9 protein-coding genes are annotated in these 17,654 nt (G+C 52.0%); 2 read left to right on the forward strand and 7 right to left on the reverse strand.

Annotated features, from left to right (window positions below; translation table 11 throughout):
- Nucleotides 1-29: 29 nt before the first annotated feature.
- From PRIO_RS21265 to PRIO_RS21295, 7 genes are all read right to left on the reverse strand, one after another.
- Complete coding sequence (locus tag PRIO_RS21265) at nt 30-5,453, reverse strand: diguanylate cyclase (RefSeq protein WP_046504607.1); 5,424 nt, start codon at nt 5,451-5,453, stop codon at nt 30-32.
- 13 nt (nt 5,454-5,466) lie between these two features.
- Nucleotides 5,467-6,633: a cytochrome c oxidase subunit II gene (locus PRIO_RS21270; protein ID WP_020430689.1), complete on the reverse strand. Its 1,167-nt coding sequence runs from the start codon at nt 6,631-6,633 to the stop codon at nt 5,467-5,469.
- Between the two features lie 305 nt (nt 6,634-6,938).
- Nucleotides 6,939-8,042: a winged helix DNA-binding domain-containing protein gene (locus PRIO_RS21275; protein ID WP_020430692.1), complete on the reverse strand. Its 1,104-nt coding sequence runs from the start codon at nt 8,040-8,042 to the stop codon at nt 6,939-6,941.
- A 266-nt stretch (nt 8,043-8,308) separates the two neighbouring features.
- Nucleotides 8,309-10,519, reverse strand: a complete 2,211-nt coding sequence (locus PRIO_RS21280) for an alginate lyase family protein (RefSeq protein WP_020430694.1) — start codon at nt 10,517-10,519, stop codon at nt 8,309-8,311.
- Nucleotides 10,520-10,558: 39 nt separating this feature from the next.
- On the reverse strand, nt 10,559-11,428 hold the full coding sequence (locus PRIO_RS21285) for a carbohydrate ABC transporter permease (RefSeq protein ID WP_020430695.1): 870 nt from the start codon (nt 11,426-11,428) through the stop codon (nt 10,559-10,561).
- 24 nt (nt 11,429-11,452) lie between these two features.
- Complete coding sequence (locus tag PRIO_RS21290) at nt 11,453-12,361, reverse strand: ABC transporter permease (RefSeq protein ID WP_020430697.1); 909 nt, start codon at nt 12,359-12,361, stop codon at nt 11,453-11,455.
- Nucleotides 12,362-12,437: 76 nt separating this feature from the next.
- Nucleotides 12,438-14,003 (reverse strand): extracellular solute-binding protein, encoded by a 1,566-nt coding sequence (locus PRIO_RS21295; protein WP_167345650.1) that lies wholly within the window; start codon nt 14,001-14,003, stop codon nt 12,438-12,440.
- Nucleotides 14,004-14,228: 225 nt separating this feature from the next.
- Between PRIO_RS21295 and PRIO_RS21300 the strand changes: the two genes are divergently transcribed.
- Together PRIO_RS21300 and PRIO_RS21305 are read left to right on the forward strand one after the other, a co-directional pair.
- Nucleotides 14,229-16,034 (forward strand): sensor histidine kinase, encoded by a 1,806-nt coding sequence (locus PRIO_RS21300; protein ID WP_020430702.1) that lies wholly within the window; start codon nt 14,229-14,231, stop codon nt 16,032-16,034.
- Complete coding sequence (locus tag PRIO_RS21305; protein WP_020430704.1) at nt 16,021-17,640, forward strand: helix-turn-helix domain-containing protein; 1,620 nt, start codon at nt 16,021-16,023, stop codon at nt 17,638-17,640. The genes PRIO_RS21300 and PRIO_RS21305 overlap by 14 nt, the downstream gene beginning before the upstream one ends.
- Nucleotides 17,641-17,654 lie beyond the last annotated feature (14 nt).

The raw sequence follows: 17,654 nt of genomic DNA on the forward strand, positions 1-17,654 counted from the left end.
ATATCCATAAGAAGTTTGTCTCCTTCAGGCTATTGAAACATCGTTACGCAGTTCCTGCCTTGGGCTTTGGATTGGTACAGGGCATCATCGCCAAGCTTGTAAATATCCTCTTCACGGACATTGTCCACATAGACGGCAGCGACACCAATTGATACCGTAATGATTCCATAATCCGTGCTAAGCGCGTGCTCTATCCGCAGGTCGGCAATGCTTCTCCGGATGCTCTCGGCATATTCACGCGACTGACGGGGGGTGAAGCCGCTGACGACGATACCGAATTCTTCACCGCCGAGCCGGAAGGCATACCCATCGGCACGTGCCGCCAGCTCCTGCAGCAGGGTTCCGACCCGCCGCAATACCGAATCGCCCTCATAATGGCCATAGGTATCATTGTATTTTTTGAAATAATCAATATCCAGCATCAGATAGGTCAGATGCCGCTTGTTCGCTCCCGCCTTCTCCACTTCCTCCAGGAACAGCTTGTTGAAATATCTGCGGTTGTACAGGCCAGTCAGCTCATCGGTGATGGATATCTGTTCGATCAGCTCAATGTACTTATTCAATTCCTCATTGTTCAGCTCCAGCTCCCTGGTGCGCTCGGCGACCAGCTCCTCCAGATGCTCTTTATGCCGCAGCAGCTCCTGCTCCGCCTTTTTCCGTTCCGTGATATCCTTGACGGTGCCCTGTATAGCCGGCCGGTTCATATAGTTGATCCGTGTGACCTTATGGATGACAATCACCTCACGGATCTGATCCTTATGCATTAATTTCGTTTCATATTCAAAAGGGGCCTGCTTCCCCTCCACCCGGCGGGTATAATAATGTGTCACCTTCTCCCGCTCCGGGAGACTGACGAATTGCTCAAAAGGCTGCCCCACCATTTCTTCGGTCTCATAACCGAGCATCTGCGCCAAAGCCTCATTGACATATCTGCAGATTAAATCCTGGGTAATAAAAATACCGTCCTGCATGTTATTGACCAGCTCGCGGTACTTCTCCTCCGACCGCTCCAGCTCCGAATAGAGCGTCGCATTTTCCAGTGAAAAGACCATCTCCCGGGACAGCAGATTGATAATCTTCATCCGCTCCTTAGTGAACACGCCTGTCACCAGGTTGTTTTCCAGATAAATGACCGCAATGGTCTTGTTTTGGTTGATCAGCGGCATACAGACCATCGATTTAGGCCGGTGTTTTACAATATAAGGTTCATTGACGAATGGAGTTTCAGAAAACGCGTCGTTGTAGATCACACTCTCACGGCTCTCTTCCACCTGCTTCAGAATCGCATAGGGCAGATGATCGTATCTGGTCCGGTCATGCACAGCTACAGTAATCTTGTCCTCCTTCGGACGATATTCGCCCTCCACAAGCAGGTTCGTCTTAGAGGTCATGAGGATGCAGCCTCTTTGCGCTCCGGCATTTTTGATGACGATTTCCATCAGGGCCTCCAGCAGATTGCTCAGCTCGATTTCCTTGGAGATGGCCTGCGAAGCCAGCAGCATGGAGTTAATGTCCAGACTTTCTGTGTAATCCGTAACAGTCCGGCCATGCAGGAACTCCTTGGTGCTGATCCTTCTGATCAGATCCGGGTAGCGCTCATGAATAAACGCAATTTTCCCCTTCGCCCCCCAGACAGAATAATAATATTCTGACTGTCTCAGCAGATAGCCGGCGAATTCCTTGAAGTCTTTCCGGTAATAAAAACGGGCGGCCAGCTCACTGGTCAGCGCCTTGTACCGCACGAAGCCGCTCTGCTCACTGGCCTCGATGGCACAATCGTAATACTGCCCGGCTTCATCATCCCTGCCTGCGATTCTGGCCCATTCCGCCTTCATCAGCATTTCGTGCTGGCGGAAGGTTTGCGGGGCGTGTCTGGCCCACTTACGGACCCGGCGGTATTCCTTGCGCATTCTGGCTTTGGCCTGTCTTTTCCGGTTTGCGCCTAAATCCTTATAGGCATAGGCCAAGTTCAGGAAGGTGTAGAGGGCGAATTCCTCCATAAAAGCGGACCCGGCAAGCGTGCCGATGATCGGGTAAGCTTTGTCAATACAGGCCAGTGCCCCGCTGTAGTTCTCATAGGTGAACAGAAGCTTCATTTTATAAATATAATAAATAGCAATTCCTGAATAATATTTGGCAGCTTCCAGCTCCCTCAGATAGGACGCTTCACTAAAATCTTCGCTGTCAAAGGAAAGGCGGTTGTCCAGCTCCCCTGCCAGATTCAGCAGATATTGGCGGGACAACTGCGCGGTGGCTAAGGACTCTTTGTATTTGGTCTTTTCGATCATGGCGATCATTCTGGAGCTTTCCTGCAGATTCGCCGCAATATCCATCCCCGGATTCCAGAGATTCACATAGAAGCAGGAATGAGCCAGATAGAGCAAATCTCCTGTCCGCAGGCTGGCATCTATAGAGGTGGTAAACCACTCCTGCAGGGTGTCCCAAGGCTCGGTCCATGTATGGCAGAACAAGGTGTATAATACATACGCTGCCCCTTTCCACTGCAGATCATCGAATTTGTCATTAATGCGGATACCCAAACGCCCATAGTCAAAAGCTCCCTTGGAATCTCCAAAACCGGACAGCAGCATCGCATACCCGATAAACGCAAGAGCTGACTCCGGAGCATTTCCATACTTCAGCGTCAGTCCCACCTTCTTCAGAACGACCAGCCCAAACAGGGATGTTTCTCCCGAAATAAAGGCTGGCGGAATAAAGTTGATCAGCAGCCGCATCACAAGCTTCATCTCCGGATCTTTCATCTCATCCGCTTCGAATATGTTCTCGGCGGTTCTGCCCCGCAGCGCGGTTTTGATCCTCACAAGCTCCGTCAGGACAGACGCCATCCCCACACGGGCAGGAATGGAAACACCCATTACAGCCAGCCCCAGCCGGCCCGACGCAATAGATTCTTTCATCATTCCCAGGTACATATAGTGATTAGCCTGCATTTCATAGATTTGGGCGAGGGCAAGCCGGTCTGAGGTATGCCGGATCAGCACCGCACACGCCGAATCGGCTGCCTCCACCTGCTGGGTCAGATATCCGCATTCCGCATACAGCTGATAAATTTCCGTCGTTTGCGGCCCATTCTCTTCCCAGGCCTCCTCCTTAAGGAGGCTTATACTCACTTCCAGCAGCTTAAAAGCCGAGTCATACCCAAAAGCTGCCTTGGCTTTCCGGGCGGCTCTTAGATTGATCCCGATGACTTGACCGAAATCCTCCTTTGAGACCAGTCTGTCCAGTCCTTTATTCAGATGGGCGGCGATATCGACGATAATACCGTCCGCTTCCCCCGGAGTCAGCCGCTCCAGCAGCAGCCGGCCTATAGCCAGATGCAGAGCACCGCTTTCACCGCTGTCAAGCATTTGGTAAAAGGCCTGCTGAATCCGGTCATGGGCGAATTTAAACCGGAGATCCAGATTCCGCAGGCCTTCTTCCCCCGGCTCTGCCAGAAAGCTGGAAATCAGGACATAGCGGTGCTCTTCAGGAATTATGAATTCCTCCGCAACGGCTCTTGCAATGGCCTGGGCAACCACTTCAAGGGATTCGTCAGCAATCAGCGCCAATAGACCAAAATCAAATACATTTCCCACAGCAGCGCACAGCATCAGAATTCTCTGCACGTTCCCCGGCAGCTCCTGCTGCTTCAGCATCAGGAAGTCCACAACGCTGTCGTTGACCGGCAAGCCGATGATCTGCTCAAGCTGCCAGTTCCAGCCCCCTGTAACCTCATCGAAATACAAATAACCGTTCTTGTACAAATCCTTCATAATTTCATTTACAAAAAAGGCGTTGCCTTTGGTCCGCTTAAAAATCACTTCTGTAAGCTCCTGCACGCGGAGGGGAGTAGTATAGAGGGTTTCAGCTACTAGGCAGCCTACTTTTTCTGCGCTTAATGTATTCAAGACAATTTTGGCAACCTCGTGATTTTTTTCAATGGCAGCGATGACCCCGAACAGCGGATGACCCTCATGGATTTCATGCTGGCGGTAAGAGCATACGATAAACACTTTGTGCAGCTGAGATTCAAGCACCAGCTTCCCGACAAGATGCAGACTGGAATAATCGGCCCACTGCACATCATCCAGAAACAGGACCAGCGGTCTCTCATTATGGGTAATCCCTTCGATGAACCTGGCAAAAGTAAGATAGAAGCGGTTCGTCTCTTCGGCCGGATTCAGCGGCTCCATCTCCGGCTGAACGCCAATCCAGCCAGCCAGCTCCGGGATAAGAGCGGCGATCAGGTTGCCATTTCCGTCCAGCGCTTTGGTTAAGGACCGCTGGATATGCGCCTTATACTCCTCATCGGGACTATCCATCAGCTGGCTGATCATCCGCCGGAAAGCCTGGATCAGTGCGCTGTAGGGAATATTTTGGTTGTACTGGTCAAACTTTCCTTCCGCAAACAGACCCTTCTCCTGGCTGATGTGCCGGTGCAGTTCATGCACCAAAGCGGTTTTGCCCACACCGGCCTCACCTGTCACCAGCATCAGCTGCGAGCTGCCCCTGACACTCCGGCGGAAAGCTTCCACAAGGCGTCCAAGCTCCTGCTCCCGCCCATATAATTTCTGCGGAATCCGGAAGATGTTCATCCGGTCTTCGGCACCAACCACAAAGCTCTCCCGGCCAGCCAGACATTTCATCAGGTCGGCCTTTATGCCATATGCGCTGCGGTACCGGTCCTCCGAGGACTTCTCCATCAGCTTCATAATCACCGCCGACAGACTTTTTGAGACCCTGCCTCCACTTGTCTTATGGGGCGGTACAGCTTCTTTGGCAATAATGGAGTAGATCTGCTCCAGCATCTCATCGGCATCATAAGGCTTCATTCCCGTCATCATCTCATAGAGGACTACTCCGAGGGAGTAATAATCGCTGCGGTAATCGATATTGCGGTTCATTCTGCCCGTCTGCTCAGGTGAAATATACAGCAGGCTCCCCTCCAGCACACCGCTGTTCTGGTAATCCCGTTTTTCCCTGGACAGCTTCACGGCAAGACCAAAATCAATGATCTGTACACGGTTTTCTTCCCTGTTCCAGATGATATTGGAAGGCTTGATATCCTTGTGGATGACGCTCCGTTCATGAATCGCCCCCAAAATATCTACGATCCTCACCGCAAGCTGCAGCAGCGCCTCCTGATCCGGCGGGTCTTCCGCCATAATCCGTTTCAGTGACCGGCCGCGGATATCCTCCAGCACCATTACATAAGAGCCGTTTTGCTCCTCCAGCCTGCAGGGCCTGATGACACCCGGTATACTTGCACTAAGCTCCATAAGGAGCTTGTATTCCTGCTTAAAACGCATCACTTCTTCAGTTCCGCTAAACTCTGACTTAAGAACCTTCAGGATGACCGATTCACCGGATAAGGGGTCGATGCTTCTGTAAATGGATTTTGTATATTGATCGGAAATTGTTTCCACTATCTCATATTGGCCCAACGCAACCATACCCACTCCACCTTTAGCTCTGATCTCCCGTCACATCAATATCCGCATTAAATTTAAAAATATAGGCGGCAATCAGCCAGATAATCCAGCAGTTCAGTCCAAAAAAGAGATACCCGAAATAGCCCAGTATCGGCATCTCGGAGAAAATATGAATTTTGTCCAGATAAGGGACCGAATATTTCCAGTAGTTGGGATTGGTCGGCAGGGAATCATGGAACCACTCGCTTCCGAAGTTCCAGAACTCCCAGAAAAATCCGTTAAACAGCGTGGCAAGTCCAATCAGAATGACGCTCGACCAGTCCCCGTTCTTGACCGGAGTAAAAGGCGTCCAGAAACCGGCCAGCGCCATGGCGGCAGAAAGCATCGGGACCAGCGCTACCCACAGCACCCAGAACAGCACATAAGGATAATACCCCATACCAAACGCCAAAATCAGCCCCAGCACATAATAAAGGATCAGAAATGTCCGGGAGACGTTAAATTTCGGGCCATTTTTATAGCGGTTCCTGAATGCACCAAAGGTCTTGAGCAGCAGGTACCACTCAAAGATTGCAGGGAGCACCGTTGTATAGGAGAGGGAAAACCAGAACACATTGCCGAAGTTGGAAAATACTTTATCGTTCGGGTAATACCAATTCTCGATCACAAAAAAATTCAGAAATTCAAAAGCAAACCAGCTGAAGCAGGACACCACAGCCAGCAGCTGCATGAGATGAGGCTTGCGTGAAATGATGGACGCACCTTTATTTCTTTTGTACACCAGCCCGTCCAGAATTAAAATGAATGACCACCATAAGGGGACAAAGGTGTAATATTCGAGGGAAATGACGAGCTTGACCCGTGCCCACATCAGGAACCAGCTCACAGCAAGCACAGGCAGGCTCCACCAGAACCAGACCGGGAATGGGGTTGCACCGTCTTTCGGGGCAGGCTCCTCCTTGATCTTTTTAAAGCCAAACCAGCGGGGAAAAACCAGAATCAGCGTAATTACCAGTGCGACAATACAAGCCAGGGAAAAGTACAGCAGGTTGAAGCCGGGGTCTGCCTCCACTTTTTGTGCGGGAAAATCGCCATAGCCGGGCGGAAGCCCCTTCCACTTGGACAAGCTGCCGATCAAAGGGAGCAGAAAAATCAAACCAAACGTCACAATCAGGAACAATATCTTGTTTTTTCTCAGCATGGCATAACCCCTCTTATGTATGGAAAAGTTGAGTTGTGTTGATAACCGGAACTATTCGATGTCCGCCCAGATTATTCCTGCCTGGTTAGTTTGCCTTTCTACCTTTTTACTGCGGACCAGGCGGCCAAACCAGCAAAAAGACGTTCCAGATGCCAGAAATATGGCTGCGGAACGCCGGTTATATAACTTCAGAATTGCCAGTATTTCCGGGAGCCCGGAGCAGCTTCACAACCTCGTCCCGGCCGGCTGGCCGCAGATGGCAGCTTTCACTGAATTCGCCCATCGTTACACCTCCAACAACTGGGTCATCGGGCTGTGTGCTCTTCTTCAAATACAGTCTTTAACACAGGGAGTCCTAAAAAGGCGGCATACCGTTCAGCGGCCTGCATAAGCTTCTCTTCCCATTTGTGTTCCAGCGGTTCAAACGGGCTGAAATTCAGCTCAACGCCCTTTGGCTTGACGGTCCGTTTCCAGGTGCCGAGGATCTGGCCGCCTGCGGCAATCGTCGGCAGAAATACACCGTTATTGCCAGGGACAATGCGCGGTGCCGTCTCCGGTTCAAGCACAGCACTGCGGTCATTGTAGCCAAGAATATATTCATCAAAACCCGGCAGCAAATGAACCTCTTTAGAGGGGAATTGTGTCTCGGCCGCAGGTGCCGCCGGCATCCAGTACTCAGTGCCTGTAATGGTTTCAGCTATGAGTTCAGACTTTACTGCGTCAAGCCCTGCCCTGGCCTCCGTTAGCGTGATTCCGGCCCACCAGGCCAAATCCTTGACGGTCGCCGGTCCATGGGCAGTGAAATAGCGCAAGGCCAGCTCCGATAGCGATTCCTCGAAGGACAGCTCCCGGGAATGCTCCACCCACTTGTCGAGCAGGACAAAGGTCTGCTGTTTGCCGCTCCGGGGGCCGAAGCAGATCAGACCGCTGTACGCGCTGTGCCACAAAATATGATAGCCCCGCTGCCCATCGGTGCGGATGCCTTCGCCTTCAAGCAGTGCAAGCATATCGGGTCGCCGTATAATTCCGCCGTTTGTGAGTGCGTTATAGATGATTTCTTTTGACCGCTCCAGCGTTCTTTCATCCAGCTCCAATTGCGCCATTCTCCGCACAGCTTGCTTGAGAAGACGGGGCCCGCTCAGCTGAAGCAGCCATTTCACATCCTCCGGCGGCACACAATGAATCGTTCCGCGGAGTATCCAGGTCAGCACAATCTTCCCTTCAGCGATGGCCCGTTCAACCCCGGCCAGCGTTGCTGAAGGCGTGCGCAGGCCGACCGCCCATACTGCCTGCAGATAATCCTGCGCCTGAAGCGCACCCAGTCTCCGGACAACTTCCTCCGGCTCAAAAGAGTCCGGGCTGTTGATCAACTGGTTAGCCAGCCTGCGGTGTGCGATGTTTGTACTCATCCTTATAATCTCCTTTACCGGATACAACATAAGCTGAACGGCCGCTTTCCGTACCCATCCAATACTTTCCTTCAGTATATTGAAACCCTCCGCAGCTTGTCCATCGGAAATCCGGCGGAAACCGGTAAAGTTAGAGCCGGGTGCAGTTACTTTTACCTCTCATCCCGCCAGTTCGCCCGCCTAAGCCAAGCAGAGGCATCTCGCCCATGAGAATGCAAAAAACACCCACTCCTTAGCGGAATGGGTGTGTCTGAAATTAAGCCCAGCTATACTGTTCGGCTGGGAATAACAATAACATCCTGGCTGTAGGCGGCACCGGCAAACTCCAATGCTTCCGGCTCGATCTTGCGGGGCAGCAGCGCTTCCGCAATGATATTGCCGGTATGATCGAGGTATCCCTCTACGTTAAAGCTGTTATGGTACAAGCAGATTTCATCCACTCGGTCTTCCATTACAATACGCAGGGCGGTTGCCTCTGCAGCGGATAGTTCTGCCCCGTTCCTCCGGGCGGGCAGGCGTTCGACCTTCACCTTGGGTTTTGCGGTTCCGAACGGAACGGCAAGCGTTGCAATGACGGTTCTTCCCGCCGCAGTCAAGGAACGCTTCACCACCGGATGATCATAATAATTGCCCTGCTTGAAGACCAGTCCCGGCTCCACGGACAGCTGATCCATTTCCTGTCCGGCAGACGGATGCACCAGCAGCAGATTGGCATCCTCCAGTTGTGTAGATACCTCCCCGGTGAAGCAATCGTACGCCACTCCGCCGGGCGGCAGATGAAAGTACTGCTCATAACGGTGCTGCCCCTTCGCTTCGAACAGATCCACAATCAGCCAGTAGCTGTTCTTGACGAACAGAACCTTGCGGGAATGAATCACTGGGTCATCATACCGGGTATAGCCGTAATGGCTGGCAAAGGTATAGTCATATTGTTCATTCGTCTGAAAATCCCAGATCCGGCAGGCAGCGGTAGCCGGTGTATTCCAGTGGAAGCTGCGGACATGCTGATCCTGTCCGTCTACAACCACTGTATTGTGGGCCCGCGTAGATACCACATATTTACGCTCCTTGTCCCACTCGAATAGCCCCATTCCTGAATCCGCCAGCAGCTCACGCCCGCCGGCGTAGAGCACCAGGCTGAGCGCATCGGAATGGGCATGTCCGCCTACTCCAACGCCCGCCCGCATCGCCATGTACATGTCGGTATGCTTCCAGCCCTGCCGGGAGGTCAAATATCCCCCGGCTGGAAAGCAGGCTGCCGTTTCTGCCGGGCCTACCGCCTTCAGCTGATTATAGTTCTCCACAGCTTCCGGCCCCACTCTCCAGATTAGGGAGAACGGCAGCCGCTCATGTCCAAGGGCCTTGAAATCGCTGCGCTGATACAGGTATGCCCCCAGGCTCATAACATTGCGCAGTTCACTGGCTACCTGCTGGTCGGTATCGCCGAATTTGACCAATTGTCCGTCCGGAGCCAGCAAATGCATCATGACGACGAACATGTTCTCCAGAATTTCCTGATATTCACCGGCAGCGATGCCGAGCTTGTGGAACAGCGCCACCAGCTCATACAGGTCACGCATCACAACCAGATGATAGTTGGGGCTGCCTTCAAACTGCACACCGTCCGGGTACACATTCTGCCGGATATACCCCGGCATTTCACGCATACCGTATTCCAGCCATTCTGCCGAATCCTTCAGCTCCGGCAGAAGCAGAGCCGTCTGGATTAATCCGCGAAGCTGCATGCAGACATGATTGCCATGAGTGGCATGATATTTGCGGACATATTGGCCGTGTTCATGGAAGGATTTAATCAGCTTCAGCTTGACTTCAGGCTCAAATGAAGGAGAACTGAAGAACGTAATGAAAGCTTCCGGAAGCATAAACAGCCGCACCCCGACAGAAAGAGGGTCCCAGGTGGAATGCTCGGCCCGGAAGGTACCGTCCACCGGCATCGGGTTATCGTCAATGAAATGGCTCATCATATCATTGAAGCATTTGGCGTATTTCTCATCGCCGGTCAGCGCGTATGCTCTGGCCAGACGTTTGACATAGACAAACCGCGTCAGATGCAGCTGATACTGCGAGCTATCGTACAGCCAGCTGTTCCATTCATAGGTTCCCTTAGGGAAAACCACTCTTTTGCCTTTGAACAGCGGGATATCACCTTCGGCAATCCGATCGGCCTCAGCAATGTCCTGCTTGGCTTCCTCCTCTTGGCTGTAGCTGTTCACCGCGTATGCCTTGAGGCCGGGAACATCTCTCACATCAAAGTAATATCTTCCGGTGTTACCGGATGCGATAACCTCCAGATAGGCATCCCTTGCCCCAGAGACGTTGCCCTCATGCAGCTTGGCGGCTGCTTCTGCAAGCTCCGGTCTATCCAGGTCCAGCATCGTTCTTAAGAATTCTTCATCTGACATCTGCGGTCTTGTGTAAGCGGGATTGTGCCGCAAATCTTTATAACCAACAGTCATTGGATCATCACCTTTTTGTCCAGCGGAGCTTATTCGCATTTATTCCTTAATTGAGCCCAGCATGGCTCCTTTGGCAAAATACTTTTGCAGGAACGGGTACACGATTACAATCGGCAGCATCGCCAGCAGGATTGCAGCATTTTGTACATTGGGTCCGAGATTAGCGGCCAGCTGCGCATCCACTGCGGCCTCTGCCGAAATATTGGAGGCGCTGATCGCCACCATCTGCCGGAGAAGCGGCTGAATCGGCCAGCGCGATGTATCATTTAAGTAGATAACGGCGGAAAAGAACTCGTTCCAGAACTGCACCATAAAGAACAGCGTAAATGTCGCGATAATCGGTTTGGACAACGGAAGCACAATCGAATATAGAATTCTGAACTCACCTGCACCATCAATTCTGGCCGCTTCATCCAGGCTTTCAGGGAGGCTCTGGAAGAAAGAGCGGATAACCATGATATTAAAAGCACTGGACGCCGCCGGAAGCACCACAGCCCAGTAAGAGTCAATCAGTCCGAGATTTTTAACCACCAGATAGCTGGGAATCATACCCCCGTGGAAGATCATGGTGAAGAAAATGAACAGCAGTATAATCCGCCGGCCGGGCAAAAACTTTTTGGACAATGCATACGCCAGCGTAATCGATACAAACAGACTTAAGAGGGTTCCCATCACCGTAATCACAACAGAGTTTCTGACCGAAGTCAGGAAGGTATCCGCATTCAGCAGATAAGAGTAGGCATCCAGCGTCCAATGCTTGGGCCAGATGAAGAAGTTCCCTGCGAGCGAGTCGCCGGGCGGACTAAAGGATACCGCGATAATGTACAGAAAAGGCAATATCACCAGCAAGCTGATCAAGCAGATAATCACTACAATCAGGCTGTCAAACCATGTTACGCGCAGCTTCATAACGTCACCACTCCTGTTCTAGTTCTAGAATATGCCTTCTTCTCCAAGAAGCTTTGCCGCATAGTTGGCCCCGAGGACAAGGATCAGACTGGCAACGGATTTGAACATGCCTACCGTAATCGCGAAGCTGTAGTTGAATTGCTCCAGACCGATATGATAGACGAACAGATCGAACACATTGGAGACATCCAGGTTGAGGCTGTTGGTCATCAGGAAAATTTGCATAAAGTTGGAATCCATGGATGAGCCGAGACGGAGCAGCAGCAAAATGACGATAGTGCTTTTGATACCGGGCAGCGTAATATGCCAGATATTCTGAAACCGGTTCGCGCCATCCACTTTGGCTGCTTCATACTGTTCAGGGTTGATCCCGGCAAGCGCCGCCAGGAATATAATGGTCCCCCACCCTGCATCCTTCCAAATCGACTGGAAAATAACCAGCGGCCGGAACCATTCGTTGCTGACCAGAAAATTGGCGCTACCGCCAAACCATTCGGTTAAGTAGTGATTTATCACTCCCGAAGGGCCGAAGAAGGAGATGGTAATCCCGTAAATAACCACCCAGGACAAAAAGTGAGGCAGGTATACTATGGTCTGCGACACCCGCTTGAACACCTTCAGCCGGAGTTCGTTCAGCAGCAGGGACAGAATAATCGTAAAGGGAAAATAAATAACCAGGTTCAGCAAGCTGATCAGCAGTGTATTTTTCAGCAAAATATAGAAATCGGAAGTTCCGAAAAACTGTCTGAAATTATCCAGCCCCACCCATGGGCTGTTTATAATGCCTTTAAACGGGCTGTATTCCTTGAAAGCCAGCACCAATCCCGACATCGGGATGTAATGGAAAATTACAAAATAGAGCATTCCCGGTGCCGCCAGTAAGTAAAAGGGCCACAATTGATTGAAACGTTTAGGACGCAAAGTTCTCTGCACAGGTCAAACCTCCTTATCCATGGGCAAAAGAAAGGGGAGTGCCCCCTTCTTTGCCTCTGTGTATCTTTAGTTTTACTTATTTATGCTCTGCATTGTACTGGTCCAGCAGGTCTTTGGTAATCTGCGCACCTGTGCCGTTCGTCCAGGCATCAATTTCTTTCTGCACATCATCCCAAGTGCCTTCGCCCAGCACATACTTCGTCATCACGGCGCTCATTTTTTTATAGCTGTCCGGATTTTTGCTCGCGGTTGCCGAGTTGTAGCTGAGGAACGGATTTTCGATTCCAGCCTTGCTGATGACATCCAAAGTAGCCTTTTGAGCCTTCAGAATCTCCGGATCCTTGGAGCCGGCATATACGTAAGGGTCGACTCTGTTTTCCAGCACAAATTGGCTCGGTTTATCCAAATCGTACTGTTTTTTCTGTTCCTCTGTCTGCACAGCAATACCCTCTTTAAAATCACTGGAATGGATTCCGGTCACTCCCGCTTTGGAGAACGCTACATTCTCCTCGGAGGCTGAGAAATCGAGGAAATCCACAATTTGCTGAACCTTGTCCTCCTTTACAGAACTTGGAATGGCCCACAGGCCGTAGTATCCGCCAAGTACCGCGACACCTTTTTGCCCGTTGGCACCTTCCAGAACATCGACAATGGCGATTTCGGCGTTCGGATCAGTCTGCTTCAGCTTTTCAATATTGGTCTCAGCCATATCGCTCACATTCCCCACAAAGGCGCCTGCCGTACCGGCCAAAAACTTGCTGCGCGCCTGCCCCTGATTTTTGAGCACCGGCGCATCTTTATCAATCAGCCCTTTGCTCCAGGAATCCTTGAGCCATTCCAGAAAAGCTTTGTATTCGGGCGTCTGAAAGTCGCGGACGGCCTTCCCGTTATCCAGCTTCCAGATATTCGGGACGCCGAAGGCGAATTGAATCGGCGCTACACCGGCAAATGGTCCAGGGCTGTTGATGCCATCTACAGCGTAGATCGAGAACGGTATGGTTTTCCCCCCGCCCGCCGGGTCCTTTTCCTTGAAAACTGCAAGGGCATTGGTCAGCTCATCCATTGTCTTCGGTACAGCCAGGTTGTATTTGTCCAGCCAGTCCTTGCGGATCAGAATATTGGCTTCCCCTCCGCCATACAGGCCCCGCGGCCGGGGAATTCCGTATAACTTGCCATCGACTTTGATTCCATTCCAGACTGTATCATCGATCTGGCTGATATTCTTAGTTTTCTCAATATAAGGAGTCAGATCATGGAAGGCCCCCATCTTCACAAGGTTGCTGAACTTGTCGTCCTTTCCCCCATCCATCAGCAGCAAATCATAGGAGTTGCCTGCCGATACGGCTACGGAGAGCTTGTCCGTGTAAGCCTCGGACGGCACGAAGGTCACATCCAGGTCCACATTGCCCCGCTTCTCCAGATCCTCCAGGGCTTTGTTGTTTTCCGTTGCAGGCGGGTTCCCGAAAAGTATGGTCATCGCCTTGATGCTGGCCTTTTGACTGCCGGCTTCTGTTTTAGCGGTTCCTTCCGGTGAAACAGAGCTTCCCGCTGCGGAATTATTGCTGCCGGAGCAGCCTGCAAGTGTGGTTACCATCAATGCCGCTGTTGCCACAAGCGGTACAAGCTTTCTTTTGAAATCCATTGTCATCCCCCGTTTGCTTGTATTGTTTGCGTTTACATCGTCCTTACACTTTGGATTATAGAAGACAGCGTATCTTGTGAACATGCCGGATTCGCGCCAATGTGTAACCGTTTTTAAGATCCGCCGGAATCTGTGTTCCATAGCCATCCTTCAATGTACTATAATAATTACAGGATAGCTTATCTGCCATCCCCAGCCTAAAACCAAGTAACGGAAGTGGTTTCTGTGAGTTCAACCTTCTTCAGCTTTCTGCGCCGGAGCTTTTATTTTAAAATGATTCTGGTGATGCTCGCCGTTTCAGTAATTCCTCTGATTGTCTTGTCCATTATTTCTGTAAGCGTCTCCAGTAATACTGTGGAGAAACAGGTAAACCGCCTGAACGCCCAGCTCGTCAACCAGGTCGTGGACCGGATTGAATTAACCATGACCAGGCTGCGGGAGCTGAGCGAGCAGTATTCACGCATTTCTTCCATTCAGAGCGCTCTGGTGTCGCCGTCAGCCCAATATTTCGAAGAGGTTGTCCGTAAAAAAGAACTGATCTCCGTGCTCAGCAACGCCTCGGCGGTTATTGGGAACGTGGAGGGACTGCAGGTGTATTCAGCCATTACGGGGGAAGTCCTCTCGTCCACGGAAGCCCCGGCCATGCTTGAGGATTCTCCCTACCGGCCGCTGATCGAAGCCTATTTGTCCTCAGGGAAGGCCAATCTGTTCCTGGACAAGCACGCTCTGCCGGACCTTGCGATTCTGGATTCTTCAACCTATTATATTTCACGCGTCCCCTTTGACTTGTATGAGGACCTGAAGGGGGTGCTGCTGATCTCAATGAGCAATGACCAATACCAGCGGCAGATTGAGAACATTCAGCTGGGCAACCGGGGGTCTATCTCCCTTTTGACCGATGACGGGATGACAATTGCCACGACCAGCAGGCTGGAGCCGAAAGAAGATACCGGGCGGGTGCAGAATATTCTCAAGCACTGGAAAGAGCTGGACCGGCCGAATCAATTTGCGGTCGGCTCTTCCATTGTCTCTGTCAAGCAGACATCCACCTATGACAACTGGATTGTGGTTTCAGAGATACCGTCCAAGGAGCTGACCGCCAGCGCAGAAATCATCCGCAGAACCGTGGCTTACTTTCTGGGGATTCTGGTGTTCCTCGGCGCGCTATGCGTTGTCGGGTTCGGCTATCAGTTATACCGGCCGCTGCAGGCGGTGAAACGGCAGGTCGATGCGATCAAAAAAGGCCATTTCGATGCCCGGGTCACTCATTTTGCCAACAATGAAATCGGCGACCTGGGCCGGATGCTCAACACTATGGCTGTCCGCATTCAGGACCTGCTGGCCGATCTCCATGATTCGGAGGAGCTGAAGCACAAGCTGGAAATCCGGGCGCTGCAATCGCAGATCAACCCGCATTTCATGTACAACACTCTCAACACTATCCGTATGTTCGCCATGATGAAGGATTATGAAAAGATCAACACGCTGATGGGCCGGCTGGTTGCACTGCTCCGGTATTCCATGGAAAATTATGAGCAGACGGTGCAGCTGCAGCAAGAGCTTGATTATCTCGCGGATTACGTCGGGCTGCTCAATATGCGGTACAAGTGCCAAGTCCATCTGGAGGCCGAAATTGAGGAGCCGCTGCGGGGCATGCAGATTCCGAAGCTCAGCCTTCAGCCGCTGATTGAAAACTCCGTCTTCCACGGCATTCTTCCGAACAAAACGGCTGAAGGGCATATTAAGGTTCATGTTTTTACCGATTCTCTTCAAAACCATATCGTCATTGAAGTGAGCGATGACGGGGTTGGACTGGAGGAGGCCGCGCTGGGGACCCTGCAGCTTCACTTGCTCCGGGAAGAATCCACAGAGAATATCGGGCTGCAGAATGTATGGATGCGGATGAAGCTGCTGTTCGGAAAGGCCGCGCAGATTCTGCTCCTCAGCCCCCCTGGAGAAGGTATGACCATCCGTATCACGCTGCCGATTGAGTCTGTTCCTATGAAGGAGGAGCAACATGAACCACTATAAAGTAGTCCTCGTGGAAGACGAGATTCCGGCAAGAACCGTATTCCGCCATTTCATTGAAGAGCGGGGCGACCTGTTCACCCTTGTCGGCGAAGCGGAAGACGGGCAGGACGGACTGGAGCTGTTCCTGAAGCATAAACCGGAGTTAATCGTAACCGATATCACGATGCCGGGAATGAACGGGCTGGAGATGCTCCGGGAAATTGAAAAAAGCGGGGAACGCCCGCCGCAAATCATCATTCTTACCTGTCATCAGGATTTTCATTACGCCCAGCAGGCCATTCATCTGAAAGCGGCCTCCTACCTGATCAAGGATGACTGCCTTTCTGATCCCGGCCTGTTGACCAGGACGATGGAGCAGCTGGCTTCCCAGGTTCATTCGATTGATGAAACGCGGGAAAAGCAGCTCCAGTTGGAACAGCAGGTCCGGCTGAGCGAAGTTGAGATTGAGCAAAGCCTGTTTCTGGACATGCTGCTGAATCCTGCAGCTGAAGCCAAATGGCTGCGCACGCTGGAGGAATCGCAGCTCCCGGTTCAGGAAGGCCGGTTCAAGGTGCTGCTGCTGGAGCTGGACCGGGGCTCCCTGCGCTTCCCGATCGGCCAGATCGAGGAACTGAAGCTGTGGCAGTTCGCCGGCGTCAACGTGCTGAAGGAACTGCTGGGCGGCATAGGCGCACACAAGGTGATCGCGCTCGACAAAGGGCGTTTCCTGGCCGTCTATACCGATGCCCTGAAGCTGGAGCGCCCCGGGTTTCTGGAGCAGGTGCTGGAGTCCTTTGCCGCGAATCTCAAAATGAAATGCTTCGCCCTCCAGTGCAGATTCGAGCAAGGACTGCGGGGACGGCCGGAGGCGCTCAAACGTTTAGCCTCAGCCCCCTACCCTTTCTTTTACCGCTCCGATGAGAGCATTGCCATTGAGGAATGGGAACAGTTCGCTTTCTTTCAGCGCATCCCGGAACCGGTGAGCCGGTTCTGGAGCAAGGTGCTCAAGAAGGCGCTGCTGGAGCCGCATCTGAGCGCTGCCGCGCTGGAGCAGGAACGCAGCTCTTTATTCCGCCAGGCCATAGAGCATGGCTGGGAACCGGAGCAGATTAAGTCCCTGTACCTGAGAGTTTTTCTGGACATGAGCCATACCGTCATCGGAGCCGAAGGCGGTGCGGAGCTGGAAGCGGCCCTGCGCAAAAAGCTGGAGCTGTGCCAAACCTTTGGCTCCGTACACGACACGACTTGCGCCTACTTCCACAAGCTTCAACAGCTGCAGGAGGGCGGCAAAAAAATAGACTCCTCCATTTCAAGGATTATCCAGCATATGCGGGAAGATCTCAGCTATCCTTACAAGCTGGAGGAACTGGCTGCTTCAATGAATTACAGCGTGCCCTATTTCAGTTCCATGTTCAAAAAAGCCGTTGGAGAAAGCTTCGTTCAATATCTGACCCGCCTGCGCATCGAGAAGGCGAAGCTGCTGCTGCTCACCACCGATCACAAAACCTTCGAAATTTCCGAATCCATCGGATTCGAGAATTACCGGTCTTTTAACCGGATATTCAAAAAAGAGACTGGCGTCTCCCCTTCCGATTACCGCCGGAACGGGGCAGCAATGTCCAGATGAATCAAGCCGGGGCG

The sequence above is a fragment of the Paenibacillus riograndensis SBR5 genome, assembly GCF_000981585.1.
Lineage (GTDB): Bacteria > Bacillota > Bacilli > Paenibacillales > Paenibacillaceae > Paenibacillus_AQ > Paenibacillus_AQ riograndensis.

What these genes read in the sequence shown, in the direction of transcription:
- PRIO_RS21285 (WP_020430695.1), bottom strand. Translation starts at nt 11,428, where the DNA reads ATGAAGCTGCGCGTAACATGGTTTGACAGCCTGATTGTAGTGATTATC.
- PRIO_RS21295 (WP_167345650.1), bottom strand. Translation starts at nt 14,003, where the DNA reads ATGGATTTCAAAAGAAAGCTTGTACCGCTTGTGGCAACAGCGGCATTG.
- PRIO_RS21280 (WP_020430694.1), bottom strand. Translation starts at nt 10,519, where the DNA reads ATGACTGTTGGTTATAAAGATTTGCGGCACAATCCCGCTTACACAAGA.
- PRIO_RS21270 (WP_020430689.1), bottom strand. Translation starts at nt 6,633, where the DNA reads ATGCTGAGAAAAAACAAGATATTGTTCCTGATTGTGACGTTTGGTTTG.
- PRIO_RS21305 (WP_020430704.1), top strand. Translation starts at nt 16,021, where the DNA reads ATGAACCACTATAAAGTAGTCCTCGTGGAAGACGAGATTCCGGCAAGA.
- PRIO_RS21265 (WP_046504607.1), bottom strand. Translation starts at nt 5,453, where the DNA reads ATGGTTGCGTTGGGCCAATATGAGATAGTGGAAACAATTTCCGATCAA.
- PRIO_RS21275 (WP_020430692.1), bottom strand. Translation starts at nt 8,042, where the DNA reads ATGAGTACAAACATCGCACACCGCAGGCTGGCTAACCAGTTGATCAAC.